The sequence below is a fragment of the Niastella vici genome, from assembly GCF_002077945.1.
GTDB classification, from domain to species: Bacteria; Bacteroidota; Bacteroidia; order Chitinophagales; family Chitinophagaceae; genus Niastella; species Niastella vici.
The window spans coordinates 715,761-734,466 of the sequence record NZ_LVYD01000001.1 but is presented as its reverse complement, the minus strand read 5'-3'; the positions used below and the strand labels follow the sequence as shown (position 1 = coordinate 734,466).

18 protein-coding genes are annotated in these 18,706 nt (G+C 45.6%); 3 read left to right on the top strand and 15 right to left on the bottom strand.

The window, feature by feature from the left end; translation table 11 throughout:
* Window positions 1–160: 160 nt before the first annotated feature.
* Both A3860_RS03385 and rpoN read right to left on the bottom strand, forming a co-directional pair.
* The gene (locus tag A3860_RS03385) at window positions 161–820 is read right to left on the bottom strand and encodes a hypothetical protein (RefSeq protein ID WP_081145106.1); all 660 of its coding nucleotides are present in this window, start codon (window positions 818–820) and stop codon (window positions 161–163) included.
* 9 nt (window positions 821–829) lie between these two features.
* A complete protein-coding gene (rpoN, locus tag A3860_RS03380) occupies window positions 830–2,317 on the bottom strand; it encodes an RNA polymerase factor sigma-54 (protein WP_081145105.1) in 1,488 nt (495 codons plus the stop codon).
* 104 nt (window positions 2,318–2,421) lie between these two features.
* Between rpoN and A3860_RS03375 the strand changes: the two genes are divergently transcribed.
* A complete protein-coding gene (locus A3860_RS03375; RefSeq protein ID WP_081145104.1) occupies window positions 2,422–2,793 on the top strand; it encodes a hypothetical protein in 372 nt (123 codons plus the stop codon).
* Between the two features lies 1 nt (window position 2,794).
* On the opposite strand, the gene A3860_RS03370 is transcribed toward A3860_RS03375, so the two are convergent.
* The 5 genes from A3860_RS03370 to A3860_RS03350 form a co-directional block, all read right to left on the bottom strand.
* Complete coding sequence (locus tag A3860_RS03370) at window positions 2,795–3,325, bottom strand: hypothetical protein (RefSeq protein WP_143773918.1); 531 nt, start codon at window positions 3,323–3,325, stop codon at window positions 2,795–2,797.
* 106 nt (window positions 3,326–3,431) lie between these two features.
* A complete protein-coding gene (locus A3860_RS03365; protein ID WP_081145170.1) occupies window positions 3,432–4,649 on the bottom strand; it encodes a DegT/DnrJ/EryC1/StrS family aminotransferase in 1,218 nt (405 codons plus the stop codon).
* A gap of 243 nt (window positions 4,650–4,892) precedes the next feature.
* A complete protein-coding gene (locus tag A3860_RS03360; protein WP_081145102.1) occupies window positions 4,893–6,464 on the bottom strand; it encodes a glycoside hydrolase family 10 protein in 1,572 nt (523 codons plus the stop codon).
* A 42-nt stretch (window positions 6,465–6,506) separates the two neighbouring features.
* Window positions 6,507–6,959: a MarR family winged helix-turn-helix transcriptional regulator gene (locus A3860_RS03355; protein WP_081145101.1), complete on the bottom strand. Its 453-nt coding sequence runs from the start codon at window positions 6,957–6,959 to the stop codon at window positions 6,507–6,509.
* Between the two features lie 558 nt (window positions 6,960–7,517).
* Window positions 7,518–8,549, bottom strand: coding sequence for a radical SAM/SPASM domain-containing protein (locus tag A3860_RS03350; RefSeq protein WP_081145100.1), 1,032 nt, complete (start codon window positions 8,547–8,549; stop codon window positions 7,518–7,520).
* Between the two features lie 135 nt (window positions 8,550–8,684).
* Between A3860_RS03350 and A3860_RS03345 the strand changes: the two genes are divergently transcribed.
* Together A3860_RS03345 and A3860_RS03340 are read left to right on the top strand one after the other, a co-directional pair.
* On the top strand, window positions 8,685–9,461 hold the full coding sequence (locus A3860_RS03345) for a glycoside hydrolase family 25 protein (protein ID WP_081145099.1): 777 nt from the start codon (window positions 8,685–8,687) through the stop codon (window positions 9,459–9,461).
* A 96-nt stretch (window positions 9,462–9,557) separates the two neighbouring features.
* Window positions 9,558–9,794: a hypothetical protein gene (locus tag A3860_RS03340; RefSeq protein WP_081145098.1), complete on the top strand. Its 237-nt coding sequence runs from the start codon at window positions 9,558–9,560 to the stop codon at window positions 9,792–9,794.
* A gap of 81 nt (window positions 9,795–9,875) precedes the next feature.
* On the opposite strand, the gene A3860_RS03335 is transcribed toward A3860_RS03340, so the two are convergent.
* The 8 genes from A3860_RS03335 to A3860_RS03300 all read right to left on the bottom strand — a co-directional run bounded on the left by A3860_RS03335 (window position 9,876) and on the right by A3860_RS03300 (window position 18,595).
* Window positions 9,876–10,730 carry a DUF6089 family protein gene (locus A3860_RS03335; RefSeq protein WP_081145097.1) on the bottom strand — a complete coding sequence of 285 codons (855 nt, stop codon included), beginning with the start codon at window positions 10,728–10,730 and terminating at the stop codon, window positions 9,876–9,878.
* 190 nt (window positions 10,731–10,920) lie between these two features.
* Complete coding sequence (locus A3860_RS03330) at window positions 10,921–11,826, bottom strand: prohibitin family protein (RefSeq protein ID WP_081145096.1); 906 nt, start codon at window positions 11,824–11,826, stop codon at window positions 10,921–10,923.
* A 95-nt stretch (window positions 11,827–11,921) separates the two neighbouring features.
* Window positions 11,922–12,347 carry a YybH family protein gene (locus A3860_RS03325; protein ID WP_081145095.1) on the bottom strand — a complete coding sequence of 142 codons (426 nt, stop codon included), beginning with the start codon at window positions 12,345–12,347 and terminating at the stop codon, window positions 11,922–11,924.
* Window positions 12,348–12,501: 154 nt separating this feature from the next.
* Window positions 12,502–13,371: a TIM barrel protein gene (locus A3860_RS03320; RefSeq protein WP_081145094.1), complete on the bottom strand. Its 870-nt coding sequence runs from the start codon at window positions 13,369–13,371 to the stop codon at window positions 12,502–12,504.
* Between the two features lie 100 nt (window positions 13,372–13,471).
* Window positions 13,472–14,047 (bottom strand): gluconate 2-dehydrogenase subunit 3 family protein, encoded by a 576-nt coding sequence (locus A3860_RS03315; RefSeq protein ID WP_081145093.1) that lies wholly within the window; start codon window positions 14,045–14,047, stop codon window positions 13,472–13,474.
* A 38-nt stretch (window positions 14,048–14,085) separates the two neighbouring features.
* Window positions 14,086–15,801, bottom strand: coding sequence for a GMC oxidoreductase (locus A3860_RS03310; RefSeq protein WP_081145092.1), 1,716 nt, complete (start codon window positions 15,799–15,801; stop codon window positions 14,086–14,088).
* 170 nt (window positions 15,802–15,971) lie between these two features.
* Window positions 15,972–17,651 (bottom strand): GMC oxidoreductase, encoded by a 1,680-nt coding sequence (locus A3860_RS03305; RefSeq protein WP_081145091.1) that lies wholly within the window; start codon window positions 17,649–17,651, stop codon window positions 15,972–15,974.
* A gap of 53 nt (window positions 17,652–17,704) precedes the next feature.
* Window positions 17,705–18,595 carry a hydroxypyruvate isomerase family protein gene (locus A3860_RS03300; RefSeq protein ID WP_081145090.1) on the bottom strand — a complete coding sequence of 297 codons (891 nt, stop codon included), beginning with the start codon at window positions 18,593–18,595 and terminating at the stop codon, window positions 17,705–17,707.
* Window positions 18,596–18,706 lie beyond the last annotated feature (111 nt).

Genomic DNA, 18,706 nt, shown 5'->3' with positions numbered 1-18,706 from the left:
TCAGATGGTTTGAAGGTTAGAAAGCTCAATGTAGGTTCGTACCCTATGGTTGGGCTTTTTTCTTTTTACTTATGTGCGCTTCGACTTTCCGCCGGCAGGCAAACCCGCACTCAGTATATTTGCCTTTCTGCCCCTTCAACTTCGCTCTGGTTACTCTGGACTACTGCAAATAAACCGCCATCACCTGGCATAATATTCCAGCTATCAGCCCCAGGTAAATTTCTTTCTGTGTATGGTCCGAAACAATGAGCCGCGCCGTGCAAACCAGGCCGGCGATCAAAATAGCAATGGAGAAATAAATGCCCGTAACATCCTGCTGACTGAAGGCTTGCAGCAGGAAGAACGCCGCCAGTCCGCCCACGCCAATGGCATGCATGCTTACTTTAGCGATAATATTTAAAAACCAGGCGGCACAAACTGCCAGAAAAGACCCTAATAAGAAATTCAGAAAAGGTACCGGCGTATCCTTCTGGCCATGGAATACATACCAGGCCCAAAAGTAAAAGATCATCGCAGCGGCATAGGGTATTATCCTTTCTTTCTGCGTGCGCAAATGCATGGATTGTATCAGCTTCAACCGCCACATCAGGAACACGGCAAACCCCGGAATAAGGGCCGTATTCAGGATAACAGCTATAAGCCTCATTATTTTTATATAATGCGACGCACCTGCAAACGTATAGGGGTCAACAAACAATAAAAAAGCGGTTGCATAGGCCGGAATAAACAACGGATGAAAAATATAGGATATAATATTTGCCACTGCCCTGATGGGCGCCGGTTGTTTGGGAGGCTGGACGATCAAAGGTGTAGTTGACATAGCTTGCTATTACAGTTCTTTCCGTAACCGGGCTACCGGAATATTCAGTTGTTCGCGGTATTTGGCCACTGTTCGGCGTGCAATATTATAACCTTTTTCCTGCAATAGCTCGGTGAGTTTTTCGTCGCTCAACGGTTTCTTTTTGCTTTCCCCTTCTATGAGGTCGCTGAGGATCTTCTTTACCTCGCGGGTCGATACTTCCTCGCCACTATCGGTACTAAGCGATTCGCTGAAGAAGAATTTCAAGCGGTAAGTGCCGAACTCTGTTTGTACAAATTTGCTGTTGGCCACGCGGCTTACAGTCGAAATATCGAGGCCGGTACGTTCGGCAATATCTTTCAGGATCATGGGCTTCAGCGTGGTTTCATCACCAGTAAGGAAGAAGTCCCGTTGATAGCTCATGATGGTTTCCATTACACTGCTGAGGGTATGCTGCCGCTGTTTAATGGCATCAATAAACCACTTGGCCGCATCTATCTTCTGCTTTATGAACAGGATCGCTTCTTTCTGCCGTTTATCTTTCTTGCTGCCTTTATCGTATTCGCGCAGCATATCGCGATAGCCTTCACTGATGCGCAGGTCGGGCGCGTTCTTTGAGTTAAGGGTAAGCTCGAGCTTGCCGCCGTTGTTGTATACAAAGAAATCGGGCACTACATAACTTTCCGCTTTGTTGATATCGGCATGGTTACCGCCGGGCTTGGGCGTAAGGCGAATAATGTGGCCAATCACATCCTTCAAAGCATCGTCATCGAGGTTAAGGCCCCGCTGAATTTTATCGTAGTGCTTTTTGGTGAATTCATCAAAGTAATCGGTTAGCACGTCTATCGCTTTGTCAACATTTCTGCCTTCACGCTGCTGGCGGGCCAACTGTAATAACAAACATTCCTGCAGATCGCGGGCGCATACGCCGGGTGGGTCAAACTGTTGCACCAGCCTGATCACTTTTTCTACTTCCTGTTCGTTGGTCTCAATGTTTTGCCTGAACGCAAGGTCATCAACAATGGCTGCTGTTTCGCGGCGCAGGTATCCATCATCGTCAATACTGCCTACGATCTGTTCTGCGATCCGGCGTTCATTATCGCTCATCTTCAGCATGCCCAACTGGCCAAGCAGGTGTTCATGAAAAGACGTTTCAATTTTGTATGGAACTACTTTTTTGTCATCCAATTCGGGATAGTTATCATCCCGCAATTTGTAATCAGCAATTTCGCCATCTTCATCGCCTACGTATTCGCTAATGTCTATATTATCGTACTCATCTTCACTGCCATCTACATCAAAATCCTCTTCATCGCTGCTGTCGAATTCATCCTTCGTCTCATTATCATATTCGTCGTGATTTTCTTCAGACACTTCCAAAGCCGGATTCTCTTCCAGTTCTTCTTTGATCCGTTCTTCCAAATTAGCGGTAGGCACCTGCAGCAGTTTCATCAGCTGAATCTGCTGTGGAGAAAGTTTTTGTAATAGCTTTTGCTGTAAACTTTGACTCAATGCCATGTGCGTCAATATTTTAATCAGTTAGTCGCCAAAAATATTTTTAAAAAATTCGCGGCAACCACAAAAATCAGGCCGTAAATTTACAGACAAATGTAATCAACGTAATGAAACGATTTTATAAAATTATTGCCTTTGCGGTTTTTTGTTTCCAATCGGGGATTATTTCGGCTCAAAACCAGGTAAATATAACATCGCGGCAGGTGCTTTTTTCACCAGCCCGGGTGGCCCCGGTTTCTGTGTATAATTTACCCAAAAAGTTACCAACAACTGGTTTTCAGCTGTTAAATCAATATAAAATAGGTATTAAGCCGGCTTTCCCCCGGCCGGCAACCCTTACTATTATAGATAATAATTTATATACGCTACAGTTTGGCTATTTCTGTAAAAAGGAACTGCAGTTCGAAAAAACCACCCGCATTCCGCTCAGGTTGCGGTTGGGGTCGCTGGAGTATGTAAATAAACTGGAAGGGAAATAGGTTACTTTCTCACTATTTTATTGATCACAGTAACATCGTTCTGAAACTTATCTAATGTCTTGAGTGCCTCTTTCGGGGTGCTTTCCTTAAAATATTTCTGAAGCCATAATTTCGAGCTGTCGGGTTCCCGCATAGCCCTGTACTGATCTTTTTCGGTATACGATTCGGCATACACGGCGCCGGCCTCATACATGCGGCGCAATACCAGGTATAAAGTATCGCCCTTCGTACTGTTGATGACCAGGCTATCGACCATTTCTTTTTTATTGCCGGCCATTTCGGCCCTGGTTAAATCCATTTGCGTTTTCATGATCCAGGAAGTGGCATCCAGGAAAATGATCGAGAGGTCGTTATTTAAATAATGGGTCTTTCTAAGGCTGTCGAGGCGGTCCTGCGCTTTGCGGGTACTATCGCCCACATTACCGCTGAGCCCTTCGGCCGGGGCATCCTGGCTTTTACAACCAATAAGTACGATGAATGCACCGAGGCAAATGAACAGGTTTGTTCTTATAGCGAAGTCGGTTCTTTTCATTTTAAAAAAACGCAGGTTTTTCAACTATTCAAAAGGTTTAGAAGACGATCCCGCCACAGCTGGCAGCACCATCTTCTAAACGCTATGCCGGTAATTTAAATTATTATCAGGCAGATATCTTTTGTGCAGCCAGTACTTTCTTTACGGCAGCCACTATTTTCTCGCCCTTTTCTTTCACCTGCTGTTCGGTAGGCAGCAATGCGACCTGGGTACTAATACCACGGCTCATTATGGCGTCACTGGCCGAAAAATCTTTATTGGCTTGTTGCAGAATGGCGGCTTTGTATTCGGGATGCAGCGCATTGAGAGTAACGCCTTTTTTCAGGTGCTCCCATTTGCGAATGTAATGCCAGTTGTGATCGAACCAGTAGAAATTACCGCCCCAGCTATTCTGGGCTTTCAATTCGGTCACTACCGCCTCCGTTAATTCAGTTGTTGGCAGGAACCAGCTTAAGAAAGTGCAGCTGTCACCGGCTTCATCGAGCACGCGGCGGAAGCTGATCTCAGGCACTTGCGATAAGATGGCTTTCAATTGCGCATGACCGGCGCGTTGTTTGGTCAAAAATTCTTCGAGGCGGTTGAATTGCGCAAGGCCCACCGCAGCATGCAATTCAGAGATGCGGAAATTATAACCCAGGAACGGATGCAGATCGGCGCCGCGGTCAACACCTATATGGTCGTGACCATGATCACTGAAACCATCGCTGTTGATATATACATCTTTGCGGTTGGTTACAATGGCGCCACCTTCACCACAGGTAACGATCTTTACAAAGTCGAATGAATAACAACCGGCATCGCCGATGGTACCCAGGTATTTTCCTTTATAGGTTGCGCCAAAGCTTTGGCAGGCATCTTCGAGCAGGATCAGTTTATGTTCTTTACAGATCTGTTGCAGGGCATCCAGATCGGCCTGTGCGCCGCACATATGAACGGGCATTACGCATTTTGTTTTGGAGGTAATGGCTTTGCGAACAGCCGCAGGGTCCATAGTGAGGGTATCATCCACATCAACCAGTACCGGCAGGGCCCCCACGCTGATGATGGCCTCAAAACTGGCCACAAAAGTGAAAGTGGGCATAATTACCTCATCGCCGTAGCCAATGCCCAACGCGCTTAATACGGTGGTTAGGGCGGTGGTTCCGCTCGATACCAGGTGGGTATAGGTACAATCAAATTTTTTGCTGATGGCAGCTTCCAGTTCTTTTGCTTTCCAGATCCCCTTGCGGGCTGCATCGAAGCCAAACCGCATCAGGATCCCGGTTTCAAGTACATCATTTACTTGTTTGCGTTCTTCGCTGCCAAATAGTTCAAAGCCAGGCATATTGAATTTGTTTAGTGTTTGATGTTTGTTATGGTGAGCAAAGGTAGAAAAATCGGGTGACAGTGGTGATCCGGTTTGTGTAACTGTAAGGGTACCAGTTGAAAACAGTTCATAGCCGGCCAAAAAAAGAGGCTCCCCAGGGGGAAGCCTCCTATCTTTAATCCTTTTTTCTATTTCCGGAGCCCACTTATAGGGCACACGCTGAGATCTGGAATTTCCTTCACCCCTTTAGGGGGCCGGGGGTTAATTCGTTGAAGCGGTAGTTGCTTCTTTGCTCACCGTCCAGCCCAATCTGTCAACCTTCACCGCCTCCAGCTTAATAGGCCAGTTGGGGTAAGGTTTGCTTTCATTATTCTCATCATCGAGACAGGTTACATAGAACCGTACAAACTTCTTATCATTTCGCAGCGGCGCATAAAAAACACAGCTGTCGCACGAATCGAACCGGCTGCCTATCAATTGGGAATTATAGAAGTTGTTGTTATTGTACGCTTCATTATAACAGGCGTACAGACGGTAACATTTTATCTTTTTTGTTTCGCCGGGTGTTTTTACCACCTCAATGCGCAGTACGGTGTCAACCGGTTTTATGGATACCACATCAGGCGTTGCAGGCCGCACAGAATCGATCCAGGGCATGGCGGGTATCATGGCCGGTTCTTTATAATAATTATAGCGCAGGCTATCGTTCCAGCCTAATGGATTTTTTACAAATGACTGGGTGCTGAAGTAAATAGCGCCCTGTATTTCAGGGTATTTGCGCATAGCCTGTATTTGGCGGGGCAATTGCGTTTTATCGCGCCAGGCGGGGGTGGAACCGGCTTTAAAAATACCAATTCCAATATAACAATGCCGGCCATAACTATGCTTCGCCCACCAGTCGAGCAACACTTCATACGCGGCCCGGGGATGACCGAATTCGAAATAGATCTGGGGCGCTACATAATCGATCCAGCCGTTCTTTAACCAAAGCAGGATATCGGCATACAGTTCGCCATAATTTGTGAGGGCCTTTGTTTCGCTGCCTTCGGGGTCCTGACTTTTGTTGCGCCAGATGGCGAAGGGCGAAATGCCGAACCGGCATAAGCGGTTCTCTTCCTTGATGGCATTGCTCAGCTTGAAGATGATAGAATCGGTATTGCTGCGGCGCCAGTCGCCGATGTCCATTCCATTGCCATATTTCTGGTACGACTCCTTATCAGGAAAATCTTTATTGCCTTCGGGGTATGGATAGAAATAATCATCAAAGTGAATGGCATCTATATCGTAACGGCTAACGATGTCGCGAATAACATTCACCACATAGTTTTGTGCTTCTTTATTACCAGGATCAAAATAACGGGTGCCGGCATAACTCAGGAACCACTCGGGGTGCAGGCGGGTAATATGGTTGGCTGCAATGGACGATTTTCCAATGGCAAATTCGGCGCGGTAAGGATTGCACCAGGCGTGAAATTCCATGCCGCGTTTGTGCGCTTCCTCGATCATAAATGCCAGGGGATCATAATAGGGAACCGGGGCCTTGCCCTGCTTACCGGTAAGCCATTGGCTCCAGGGTTCATATTGCGAGGGATAGAACGCATCGGCACAGGGGCGTACCTGAACGATAACGGCGTTAAGGCCGTTCCGCTTATGCATTTCAAGCAGCTGAATGTATTCTGCTTTCTGACTTTCGGTATTGTAATTCCCCTTTGTAGGCCAGTCGATGTTGTCTACAGTAGCAATCCATGCAGCCCTGAATTCATATTTGGGTTGCGCTACTACATTAAACACTATAAAACAGGCCACTACAAACAGGCTCGCAGTTCTTTTCATATTCGGATTAAAGATTAACGGATGTTGTTATACAAAGTACGGTTATTCTGAACTTCTTATTTTATCAAGTAAATGATTTAACATTTTTGCATCTTCTTCACTCAGGTTACCGAGCATCAGATCCATTTGCTCATTATAACTGTCGAGCTGATCGAGCAACTGTAAACCCGTATCGGTAATGGTAACGTCTACCAGCCGCCGGTCGGTTTTACAAATTACTTTTTGTACCAGTTCCTTTTTTACCAGCCTGTCTACAATGCGGCTGGTATCGCTCATTTTATCCAACATCCGTTGTCGGATCTGCAAGGTCGATAAGGGCTTCCCGGCGCCCCGCAAAATGCGGAGGATATTATACTGCTGGGAAGTTATATCTCCTTTTTCAAAAAACTGCTTGGTCTTTTCTGTTATCCAATTGTACGTGAAAATAAGATTGACCACTGTTTTGTGATACTCATTCCTGAATTTCGATTGTTGTATATCTCTTTCTATACTCATGGCTCTGCACAGAGGTTATTATTTGTTATTTAATCAAAACAGATAATTAGGGGCGGGGCGGCCGTGTTTGCATAAAAATGCTGAACTTATGATGCGTTTGAGGCAACATAACAGATGCTTCTGAAGATCCATTCAACCAATCATGAATGGTTTCAGGCTGATGTGGTAACCGGCTACAAAGAGAGGCAGACAAGGACATGTGCTTATCAGTTTAACTTGTTCTGCGGTCAGGTATGGGGAGGATGAGGTTTAGGACACTTAATGCTGGTCTCCGGTATTTTTCTACGTTGGGCTTCGCCAGCTGGCGAATTGTTTAGGGGTTGTTGGTCTGGTCTACTGTCCGATCGGTTATTATTGTTCTGCTAAACCTATTTTGTTTTTCGAAATTACAGTTTTTCTAATTCCTTTGACAATTTTCAATCCTTATTCTCCGCATTTCAGCTGACAAAAATTTTACGCCATGCAAGTTAAGGTGAAATCGCTGCGTACGGTGATCCATCATAAACATTCCCATCACTTTATATACTTTTCTTGCCGCCGGTAAGGAATTTCCTATAATCAATCGCCCCATACTCTGGTACCTTCACTGCAATTGGCGCAAATATCAATATTTTTTCGTCCCATCAGCACCTGTTCCCTGAATCGCTTATACTTATCGTTATGCCAAACTTCCTTGAAGCTTTTTCCTTTCAGGTCGCCCAGCGTATGTTGGGCATCTTTATCAAAACAGCAGGGCACTACCAATCCATCCCAGCTAATTACCGTTGCATGCCATAAGCGCCAGCAATGGTTCTGCAGGGCGTTCCTGATTTCCATTTCACCCTGTTTGTTCTTGCGGTAGCGGCTGTATTTTTCAATGGTCGGTATCAGCTTGTTGGGATCGTTCTCATAATCGTATACCTGGGCTGTTTTGAACCGTACTTCATCGACCCCGATCTCTTTTGCCAGGCGTTTGATATCCTCAATCTGGTGCTCGTTTGGTTTTACTACCAGGAACTGGAAGAACACAAACGGCGTTTTGCTTTTCAATTCCTTTTTCCACTTTACAATATTGCGCGCCCCTTCAAGTACTTTATTCAATTTTCCACCCACGCGGTATTGCTGGTACACGTCCTGGGTAGTGCCATCGATGGAAATGATCAGGCGGTCGAGCCCGCTTTCCACCGTTTTGCGGGCATTTTCTTCGGTAAGGTAATGTGCATTGGTTGAAGTAGCCGTATAAATACCCTTACCACTTGCATATTTCACCATATCGAGAAACCCCGGATTGAGGTACGGTTCGCCCTGGAAATAAAAGACGAGGTACAGCAGGTCCCTGGATAACTGGTCAATGGTATCGCTGAAAAAATCTTTCTGTAACATCCCTGTGGGGCGGGTAAACGCCCGTAAACCACTGGGACATTCCGGACAACGCAGGTTGCAGGAAGTGGTAGGCTCGAATGAGATAGATATCGGGTACCCCCATTGTACAGGTTTGCCGGAAATTTTGCTAATATAATAGCTGCTTAATACCTTTCCGGCATTCCATACCCGGCGGGGTGTTAACCTCGATAATAAATTGAAACTATCGTGCCAGTTAATTGCGGGCATAGAAGTGTAAAATTAGGGTTCGCAGGGGTAAAGACAATGTTTTAAGCACCCTATCGTTTAAAAGAGTTAAAATTTTCCACTTCAACAGATTATATCATCGCTTTGTTCAAAGGCTAATATATTTGTGAACCCATTATGGCAAATAAAAAAAAGGTAGCCATTGTTTTTTGGAAAATACTAATAGGCCTGATCGCAACAGCGACCGTATTTATGCTATTATTCCGTGTGTATGAATGGTGGCAGGAAAGGCGGGCTCATTTTATCCGTTATGAAGCTTTTGGCATTGAAATTCCCACCCGTTATCATATTCATGGCATAGATGTATCGCGTTACCAGGAAACCATTGACTGGGAAAGCGTAAAATCGATGGATGTAGAAGGCGTGAAGCTTGGCTTTTCTTTCATTAAAGCCACCGAAGGTGTTGAAAGTGAGGATCGTTTTTATAAACGCAACTGGAAAAGGGCCAAAGAGGCCGGCATGGCCCGGGGCGCCTATCATTTTTTTATTGCCACCAAGAACGGAAAGGTGCAGGCCGAACATTTTATAAAAACGGTAGAACTGCAACCCGGCGACTTACCACCGGTGCTCGATGTGGAAAAAACCTTTGGCGTGCCTTATTCAAAAGTGCGGGAACGCGTTCGGGAATGGCTGGTAACCGTGGAGAATTATTACGGGGTCAGACCCATTATATACGCTAATGTGGATTTTTATCAGCAAGTGCTGAAAGATGAATTTGATGACTATCCTTTATGGGTAGCGCACTACCTGCAAAAAGAAAAACCCCGCATTTACCGCGACTGGCATTTTTGGCAATACAGCGAACAGGGTCATGTAAATGGGATCTTCTGCCGGGTCGATTTCAACGCTTTTAATGGCGATTCTACTGAGTTTAAGAATTTGTTGATCAATTAAGAGAGCATTACAGTAAAGCAGTCTCATGTGACCCAACAAGGGTCCTGTTCCCCGAAACTAAAAACTTACCTACCTTGCTATTATAATTCAGCCCGCATGAGCCAGATGGAAGACGATGTAAAAGATTTTCTGAAACGGATCGTTTGGACGGTTTCCTCCGGATTTTTATGGCTTACGCTTACAATCGGTATAGGCGCCTACAATGATTGGCTGGTGCCCGAACATTCAGTCAGCATCGGCAACATAATCTTTTATATCTGGATGGCCGGCACCCTGGCAGCATTGATCTACATGTATAGCCGCATCTGGAAAAAGAAATTCCCGCACGGATGATCGCATAAAAAGAAAAAGGCTTCCCAAGGGAAGCCTTCAATATTTTAAACCGGTGTTCGTGTACTCCTTAGGGGCTGGGTATTAAAACCTCGTGGCCGGACAACCTACTTTTCTATCACGATGATAGGTAGGCAAGCCTGCAATGCGTTTATATTGATCAATAAACGAGCGTACGGTCACCGTAAGGGCCATGTAATAATAACCGTCTTTTTCGTTTGAACCGCCGCGGGGTGTTTTAGCAGTGGGGTACGAACCGGCGCCTACTTCATCGCCCCGGTAAGCCAGGTCAACTGCAGTTTGCCCTTTGGCAGCCAGCAGCGTAGCCTGATCAACATATTCTGTACTAACATCATCAAGATAATCAGTAAACAATTTTCGGTAACCCAGCTCCAACCCAACCCTGATATCTTCACTTATGGCATACGTGGCGCCAATTCCCAACGGAATATTGAACTGGGTGAGCTTATATCCCTTTTTACCGGCAACAATACCCTCACCTTCGGTGCTCAGGGGTTGCAGAAAGGTCTTGGTGCCGTCGGGTGCTTTTGTGTAAGGCTTAAAATGATATAAGCCTATACCTGCAAACAAATAGGGGGTGAACCAGGAATCGTTCAAACTTAAAATATTGTATTGCGCACTCAGTTCCCAATCGAACAGTTTGGTAGAAAAATTCAGGTTACGCATTTTCATGTTGCTGTTGCCGTATTTATCATCGGCCGCAAGGGATGAAAGCGTGAAATAGGTTCGGGCAGTAAAATGTTCGGAAAGATCATACTGGGCGCCCAGCGATCCCAAAAATTTAGCTTGTTTAAAGGTAACCCGCTTTGCCTGCAGATCGCCCTGGTAGTTGGCGACTCCCAACCGGGCCGAAAAATGAAAATTCTGGCCAAGGGTTGCCAGGGGTAAACAACATAACAGCGTGAAAATGTTTCTCATTGATATTCAATTAGGACATAATACATTCATCCGCACAAATCTACGGTTTGGTTGACACCTTTTAAACGGTTTGAAAGCTAAATTATTACGCCCCGGCCTCCGCCAGGTGGCGGAGGTGTAAAATCCCCTTCTGAGTTTCACACTGTTTGCCCGCAACGCCCGTGCACAGCTGTATTTCTTTCACAATTACCTATTGTTTCGCATCAAGGATAACCGGCGTATTGCCCTTGCCCATGATCACCATTTTGGCGTTGCTTGAACCAGCCAGTTCTTTCATGGCCTTTATTTGTTCATATTGCAATTGCCTGTCGGTAAGACTTTCGCTGATGATGTGCTGGTAGTCGCTGATACCCTGCGCTTCTACCCGTTTGCGTTCCGCCTCCTGCTTTTCTTTTTGCAGTACGAATTGCATTTTCTGGGCATCCTGCTCGGCGGTGATCTTTTGCTCAATGGCTGTTTTTACCATGGCCGGCAGCGTTATATTACGTACCAGCAATTGTTCCAGCACCAGGCCCCGGTTTTTAAAGTCGGTTTCAATGCTTTTAAAAATGCGGGTCTGAAATTCATCGCGCTTCGAAGAATACAGCGATACCGCTTCATAATACACCGCATTATCGCGGATTTTGGTACGGGTGAGCGGCCGCACGATCTTATCAGTAAAATCGAGCCCGGTTTCCCGCACCAGGCGCGGCGCTTCGGTTGGCAATACCCTGTACAGCACCGTAAGGTCAATAACTACTTCCAGCCCGTCGGCTGTAAGGGCGCGAATGGCGTCATCGCCCGATTTCTGTCCTTCATCACGCACGCCGCTCATGGTGTAGTTCTGGGTTTTTACATCCATCTTTTCTACTTCGAGCAGGGGATTAATAAAATGCAGACCGCTGCTTAATACATCGTTCTGTACTTTACCAAACAATTTCTTTACACCTATTTCACCGGCTTCAATCTGAATGATACAGGAAGTGAGTATGCCAATCAGGATAAAGATGACCCCGATTATCCGTACGGGAGAAGCAAAACGATGGAAATTTTCCTGGCTGCGGGCAATTGCCAGGCCTACGATAAAAATGATAAATCCAATAATTATAAGAGCCATGGTAGTATGATTTATGTTTGCCCATATGAATGGGCAAATTGGGTTGAAGTGTACTGGATGCCGCGCTTGGGTATAACCTGTCCCGCTCTGCGGAATTAGCTACTATGGTCTGCCACAATCACCCAGGTACCATTAATTTTCCGGAAGAGAAGATTGTAGTGGCCGCCCACATCGCCGATTTTCCTTTTCAAATGCCATTTACCAACAATGAAGTAGTATTCGGGCGACAGTCGCTGCACTTTGATAAGCTCAAACGACAGGGTTCCCATTGCGTCGGCATTGTTGTAATGCTGTTTATAATTCATTAGTGTGTTGTGGTAGCCATATGTTACACCGCTTTTACCAATAAACATCAAAGAGTCGTTGTTCCAGTACCCTTTCATAAATTCTTCAATATTCCCATTGTTCCACGCAACGACCTGATCGCCCAGGACCTTACGTATAGTTTGTTCATCGCCCGACTGGGCGCAGGCATGTTGAATGATAAAGAAGGTAAGAATGAATAAAGGCAAATTTCTCATAATGTGTAGTTGTTTCTTTAAAGATACAAAACCGTAAACGGCAAACGGCACTGCCACCGGTAACCGGAAAAAAAAGAGGCTTCCCTTTTAGGAAACCTCTTAAAATTTTTGAACCTCATTGCTCCTCCGCCAGCCCCCAACTCGTCGGGGGGTATTATATCTTAAACTTCTTCATATACGCTGCGTCCACCTCTGCACTCTTCAGCGGGGTGCTGTTATCATAGTGCTCCTGCTCAACAATATAATATTTCAGTCCCTTGCTGGTACCCACTTTCAGGATCTTCGCAAAGTCAATACTACCGGTGCCCAGGTCGGTAGATGCATCTGTATTCTTGGGATCTGCACCTTTTAACCGGTCTTTTACATGACACAAGGTAAACCGGCCGGGATATTTGTTCAACCAGGCAATTGGATCGGCGCCGGCGGTAACAACCCAGTAAATATCCATTTCAAAATCAACCAGGGCTGCATTGGTATTCTTCATCAAAACATCCTGGGGCATTTGTCCTTCCAGCTCGGTAAAGCTGTAGCCATGGTTGTGATAAGCGAATCGCAATCCGTTCTTTTTACAGATCTCACCGCAGGCATTGAATTTCTCGGCACTCCGTTTAAAGTCATCAATGGTCTTTTGTACGCCCAGGTGCGGACAAATAAGATATTTCATTCCAATTTCACCGGCCTGTGCTGCCTTTGTTTCAAAATCACTATTGATATTACAGTGGCTCGAAACAATGCTCATGCCCAGCTCATCCATATATTTTTTGAATTCCTTGTTGGTCATACCCCAGAACATGCCCTGCTTGCCTTCATAGCTTTCAACCTGTTTATAACCAAACGAGGCTACCTGTTTTAAAACACCTTTGGGATCTTTCGGCAGATCATCGCGCAGGGACCATAACTGCAGGCCAAATTTTTTAATGTGTCCATTCGTTGAAAAATCCTCCATTGAAAATGCTGATCTTCCAACGAGTATTCCTGACGCCAATGCTCCGGTTGCTTTGAGAAAACTTCTTCTGTTATACATGATGGTTGTTGTAATTAATCCATATTTAAAATACCAATGATGAATGGCGAAGGGTTTTGCACTTCAACATTCATCATTTATAATTCAATAGTCAATTTGCTTATAAAGCCCAGGCCTTATCGCCTTTTTTGTAAGGCATACAGGCTTCGAAACGGCCGGGTACCGGCACATAACGCAACGCTTTTGTAGCGCCGGGTTCCGATGTAAAGTAACCCAACAGGGTTAACTGTTTCATCAGCGAAAAATAATGCGGCTCATCATCCTTCTTCTTGTTCTTGCCGTGTTCTTTCTGCTCCTTATCCAGGGCATTCAACAACTCCTTACGTTGTTCAGGGGTTATTTTCATAAACCCATTACCGCCGTACTTCTGTTTGCTGGCTTCATTCAGCTTGTTCATGCCTTCCAGGAATATTTTCTGTTGCTTTTCGTCGTAGCAATCTTTCACCATAACGGTCATGAAGGAGCCTACTTTAGCTTCTTTGGCGCCGGGTGTATCGGTAGCAGGAATAATGGTCTCTGCTATTTCATCCAGGTAAGCAATATCGTCGGCGGTGAAGTCAACTGATTGTCCGATCTTTTTATCGGAGCTGGTGCAACCGCTCAGAAAAAATTCTCCCCCTATTACCGTTCCCCCCAACAACAATGCAACACGGGATAGTGCGTCTCTTCTGTTCATAATTATTAATTTGAAGTATGAATCAATTTTGAGATTTATTAGAGATTACCTTTTTTCAGCTCATTCACCGCAAAATCTGCAGCCCGTGCTGTAAGCGCCATATATGTCAACGACGGGTTCTGGCAGGCTGATGAGGCCATACAGGCGCCATCGGTTATGAACACATTCTTTACATCATGCATCTGGTTATTGCCATTCAGTACCGATGTTTTTGCATCTTTACCCATGCGGGCAGTGCCCATTTCATGAATACAGAATCCGGGCGGGGGATCACTGTCGAATGTTTTTACATTCTTGATGCCTGCTTTTTCAAGCATTTCCGCGGCGCTGTCCATCATATCCTTCCGCATGATCTTTTCATTCTCCTTGAACTCACAATCAATATCGAGTATGGGCAATCCCCATTTATCTTTCTTCTCTTTGTTCAGGGTAACCTTATTTTCATAGTAAGGTAAGTGTTCGCCCCAGGCAGCAATGCCCATGCCCCATTTACCGGGTTCGGTAAGGCTTGCTTTCAGTTCAACCCCAATGCCATCTTCACCATTCCCACGTCCCCGGCTGGCGCCACCCTGATAACCAAAACCGCGAACATAATCGCTGCGTTTTGTTTTTTCATTGATATTCCTGAACCGGGGTATGTAAATACCATTCGGTCTTCTTCCATAATAATACGAATCCTCAAATCCATCATAATCGCCGTGTGCGCCTACTCCATAGTGATGGTCCATGAGGTTGTGGCCCACCTGGTTGCTACTATTGCCAAATCCATTCGGAAATACATCCGATACGGAATGTAACAGAATATGCGCAGTTCCCAGGGTACTTGCATTCAGGAAAACTATTTTAGCATAGTACTCTTCGGTCTTCATGGTTTCTGCATCCAGGATCCGAACGCCGGTAGCCCGCTTTTTATCTTTATCATACAGCACATCCAGTACTATGGAATGAGGCCGTAAGGTAAGATTACCGGTTGCTTTGGCAGCAGGCAGGGTAGCCGAGTTGCTGCTGAAATACCCACCGAACGGACAACCCTGGTGGCATTTATTGCGGTACTGGCAAGGCCCGCGGTCACCCACCTGTTTGGTATGGTTGGCCGAGCGGCCCATGATCATTACCCGGTCGCTGTAGTTTTGCTTAAGGCTGGCTGCCACATGTTTCTCCAGGCAATTCATTTCCATGGCTGGTAAAAACTCCCCATCGGGCAATTGCGGCAAACCGTCTTTGTTGCCATTAATACCGGCGAACTTCTCTACATAGCTGTACCAGGGCGCCAGGTCTTTATACCGTATTGGCCAGTCAACTCCATGGCCATCTTTGCCATTGGCTTCAAAATCAAGATCGCTCCACCGGTAGCTTTGACGGCCCCACATCAGCGAGCGGCCGCCAACATGGTATCCCCGTATCCACCAGAACTTCTTTACCTCGTTGTACGGGTTTTCAATATCATTGACAAAGAACTTTTTTGAAACCTCATCGTAAGCATAGCATTTGCTTTGAATGGGGCTGTTCTTTTTATCTTCTTCGGTCCGGTTATTATGGTGCGTCAACTCCCAGATGTTCTTTTCTGTTCCGGCGTAGTCTTTAATGTGTTCTACATTTCTACCCCGTTCCAGCACCAGTGTTTTAAGACCTTTTTCGCATAATTCCTTGGCGGCCCAGCCACCACTTATACCCGAACCAACTACAATGGCATCATAGGTGTTTTGTGCGGTTGCTTTCGTGTTTAGGTGTACGTTCAGAGAATCTCCTGGCATAGTGTTGCTTATTTGCTAATTTGATAATGTGCTAATATGCTAATTGAAGACGATATCTAATAAATTAAGGAAGCGTGTAAATTAAAAAAAATTTTAACCGTAAAGAAAACATTTAACAAGCCTGCCCTTATTATCAGCCCATTAGCAAATTTGCACATTAGCACATTATTCTACAGATTTCCTTTTTTCAATTCACTCACAGCATGATCAGCGGCACGGGCCGTTAATGCCATGTAAGTAAGTGAGGGGTTAACGCAGGCAGCAGATGTCATGCAGGCGCCATCGGTTACGTATACATTGGGGGCATCCCATACCTGGTTGTGCCCATTGAGCACAGAGGTTTTGGCATCTTTACCCATGCGGGCGGTACCCATTTCATGAATACCCATACCCATGAAATAATCGCTTTCTGAAGGTTTTACATCCTTTAAACCGGCGGCAGTAAGCATTTCCATGGCATCGTTCTTCATATCGACCCGCATCTTTTTTTCATTATCCTTCAATTCGCAGTCGATGGCCAGCACCGGCAAACCCCATTTATCTTTTTTCGTTTTATCGAGCGAGATCGTGTTTTCGTGGTAGGGCAATATTTCGCCAAAAGCGGTCATACCCAACGACCAGGGACCGGGTTCCTGCAAAGCATTCTTTAATTCTGCGCCAATGCCCAGCTCCGCGATCTGGCGGTTCCAACCCTGGCGGCTGCCAGCGCCCTGGTAACCGAAGCCCCGCACATATTCTCTTTTATCGCTGCCCACATTGCGGAAACGCGGGATATAAAAACCGGTGGGCCGGCGGCCGAAATAATATTTATCGTCATAACCCTCAAAAATTCCATCGGCACCAACGCGGAAATGGTGGTCCATTACATTATGGCCCAACTCGCCGCTGCTGCTGCCCAAACCACCGGGCCATACATCAGTTGCTGAATTGAACAGCACCCAGGTACTGTTGAATGCCGAAGCGCACAGGAACACTACTTTCGATTTAAACTCGTAGGTCTTGTTTTCCTGCGCATCCATCACTTCAACACCGGTGGCTCTTTTCTTGTCTTTATCGTACAGCACTTTGGTTACAATAGAGAAAGGACGAAGGGTTAAATTACCCGTAGCTACGGCAGCTGGCAAAGTAGATGATTGCGTGCTGAAATAACCGCCGAACGGACAACCCAACCAGCATTTGTTGCGGTACTGGCAATTGGTTCTGCCCGGTAAAGGCAGGGTAGCATTCGCTACGCGACCAATAAACAAATGACGCTGTCCTTTATAATGATCTTTAAGCCGGGCGGCCACATCTTTCTCAACACAGTTCAATTCCATGGCTGGCTGAAACTGTCCATCGGGTAAATGCGCCAGGCCTTCTTTACTACCGCTGATACCGGCAAATTTCTCAACATAGTCGTACCAGGGCGCAATTTCTTTATAGCGGATGGGCCAGTCAACACCATGGCCATCTTTTGCATTGGCTTCAAAATCGAGATCGCTCCAGCGATAGCTTTGACGGCCCCACATCAGTGAACGGCCGCCTACATGGTAACCACGGAACCAGTCGAACCGTTTTGTTTCTGTATACGGACAATCCTTTTCGTTTGTCCAGTAATTCAGGTTCATTTCATTGAGCGGATAATCCCTGTTCAACACGGGATATTCCTTTATCATTTCCTGGGTTTTGCCGCCGCGGTGAGGAAATTCCCAGGGTGCTTTATTGGCGCTAGTATAGCCTTTAATATGTTCAATATTTTCACCCCGCTCCAGCAACAGCACTTTCAATCCTTTTTCGGTCAGTTCTTTTGCAGCCCAGCCGCCACTGATACCCGATCCCACTACAATAGCATCATATACATTATCTGCCATGATTCATTGTTTTATTTAGTTTTAAGAAAGACGAGAAAAATGCGAAAACAGTTTTATACATCACAGATCTTAATGGCTTTTTCAAGCGAAACCAGCTTTTCTTCATTGGTTTTGCGCGCGGGTATAAATTCCTGCGCAACATATCCTTTGAAACCGGTTTCAAGAATGGCCTTCATGATCGCAGGATAATAGAGCTCCTGTGTTTCATCAATTTCATTTCGGCCCGGAACGCCACCGGTATGGTAATGGGCTATGTACTGGTGATTGTCTTTGATGGTGCGAATTACATCGCCTTCATCGATCTGCATGTGGTAGATATCGTATAACAGCTTGAAGTTTTCGGAACCTACGCGCTTTACCAGCTCAACACCCCAGGGTGTTTTATCGCACTGGTAATCTTTGTGATTCACTTTGCTGTTCAGCAGTTCCATTACGATCATCACATTGTTCTTTTCAGCAAGGGGCATTATTTGCTTTAAGCCTTCAGCACAATTGTTCCAACCGGTTTCATCGTCTATACCCCGGCGGTTGCCACTGAAGCAAATGAGGTTTTTATAACCTGCTTTCGCTACCAGGGGAATCATTTCGGTGTAGTTCTTGATTAACTGGGCGTGATTTTTTTTATCGTTCCAGCCATCTACCAGGTTAATTTCGGCGCCATTGCACATAGAAGAGAACAGGCCGTGTTTTTGTAAGGTTGGCCAGTCTTTGGGGCCAACAAGGTCAATAGCACTGATACCCATTTTTTTTGCTGCCGCACAAAATTCATCCAACTCAATGGAACCATAGCACCAACGGCAAACAGCGTGGTTGATATTTCCTTTCAAAGTAGTTGATTTAATTGCTGAGGGGGTGGTAAAAGACGAAAGCACGTTGGCAGTACCCAGTGCGGCCGTTCCCGCTACCAGGTTTTTGATGGCAACTCTTCGCGATTGATTAGCCATGTTTATAAATGTTAAGATTGAAATTTACAAATTGTTCTCACAAATTCGTTTAATTGTAAAAGCCTTCGCGTTAAATTATTACAAAAGGTTAAGATAGTACTATTATAAGCT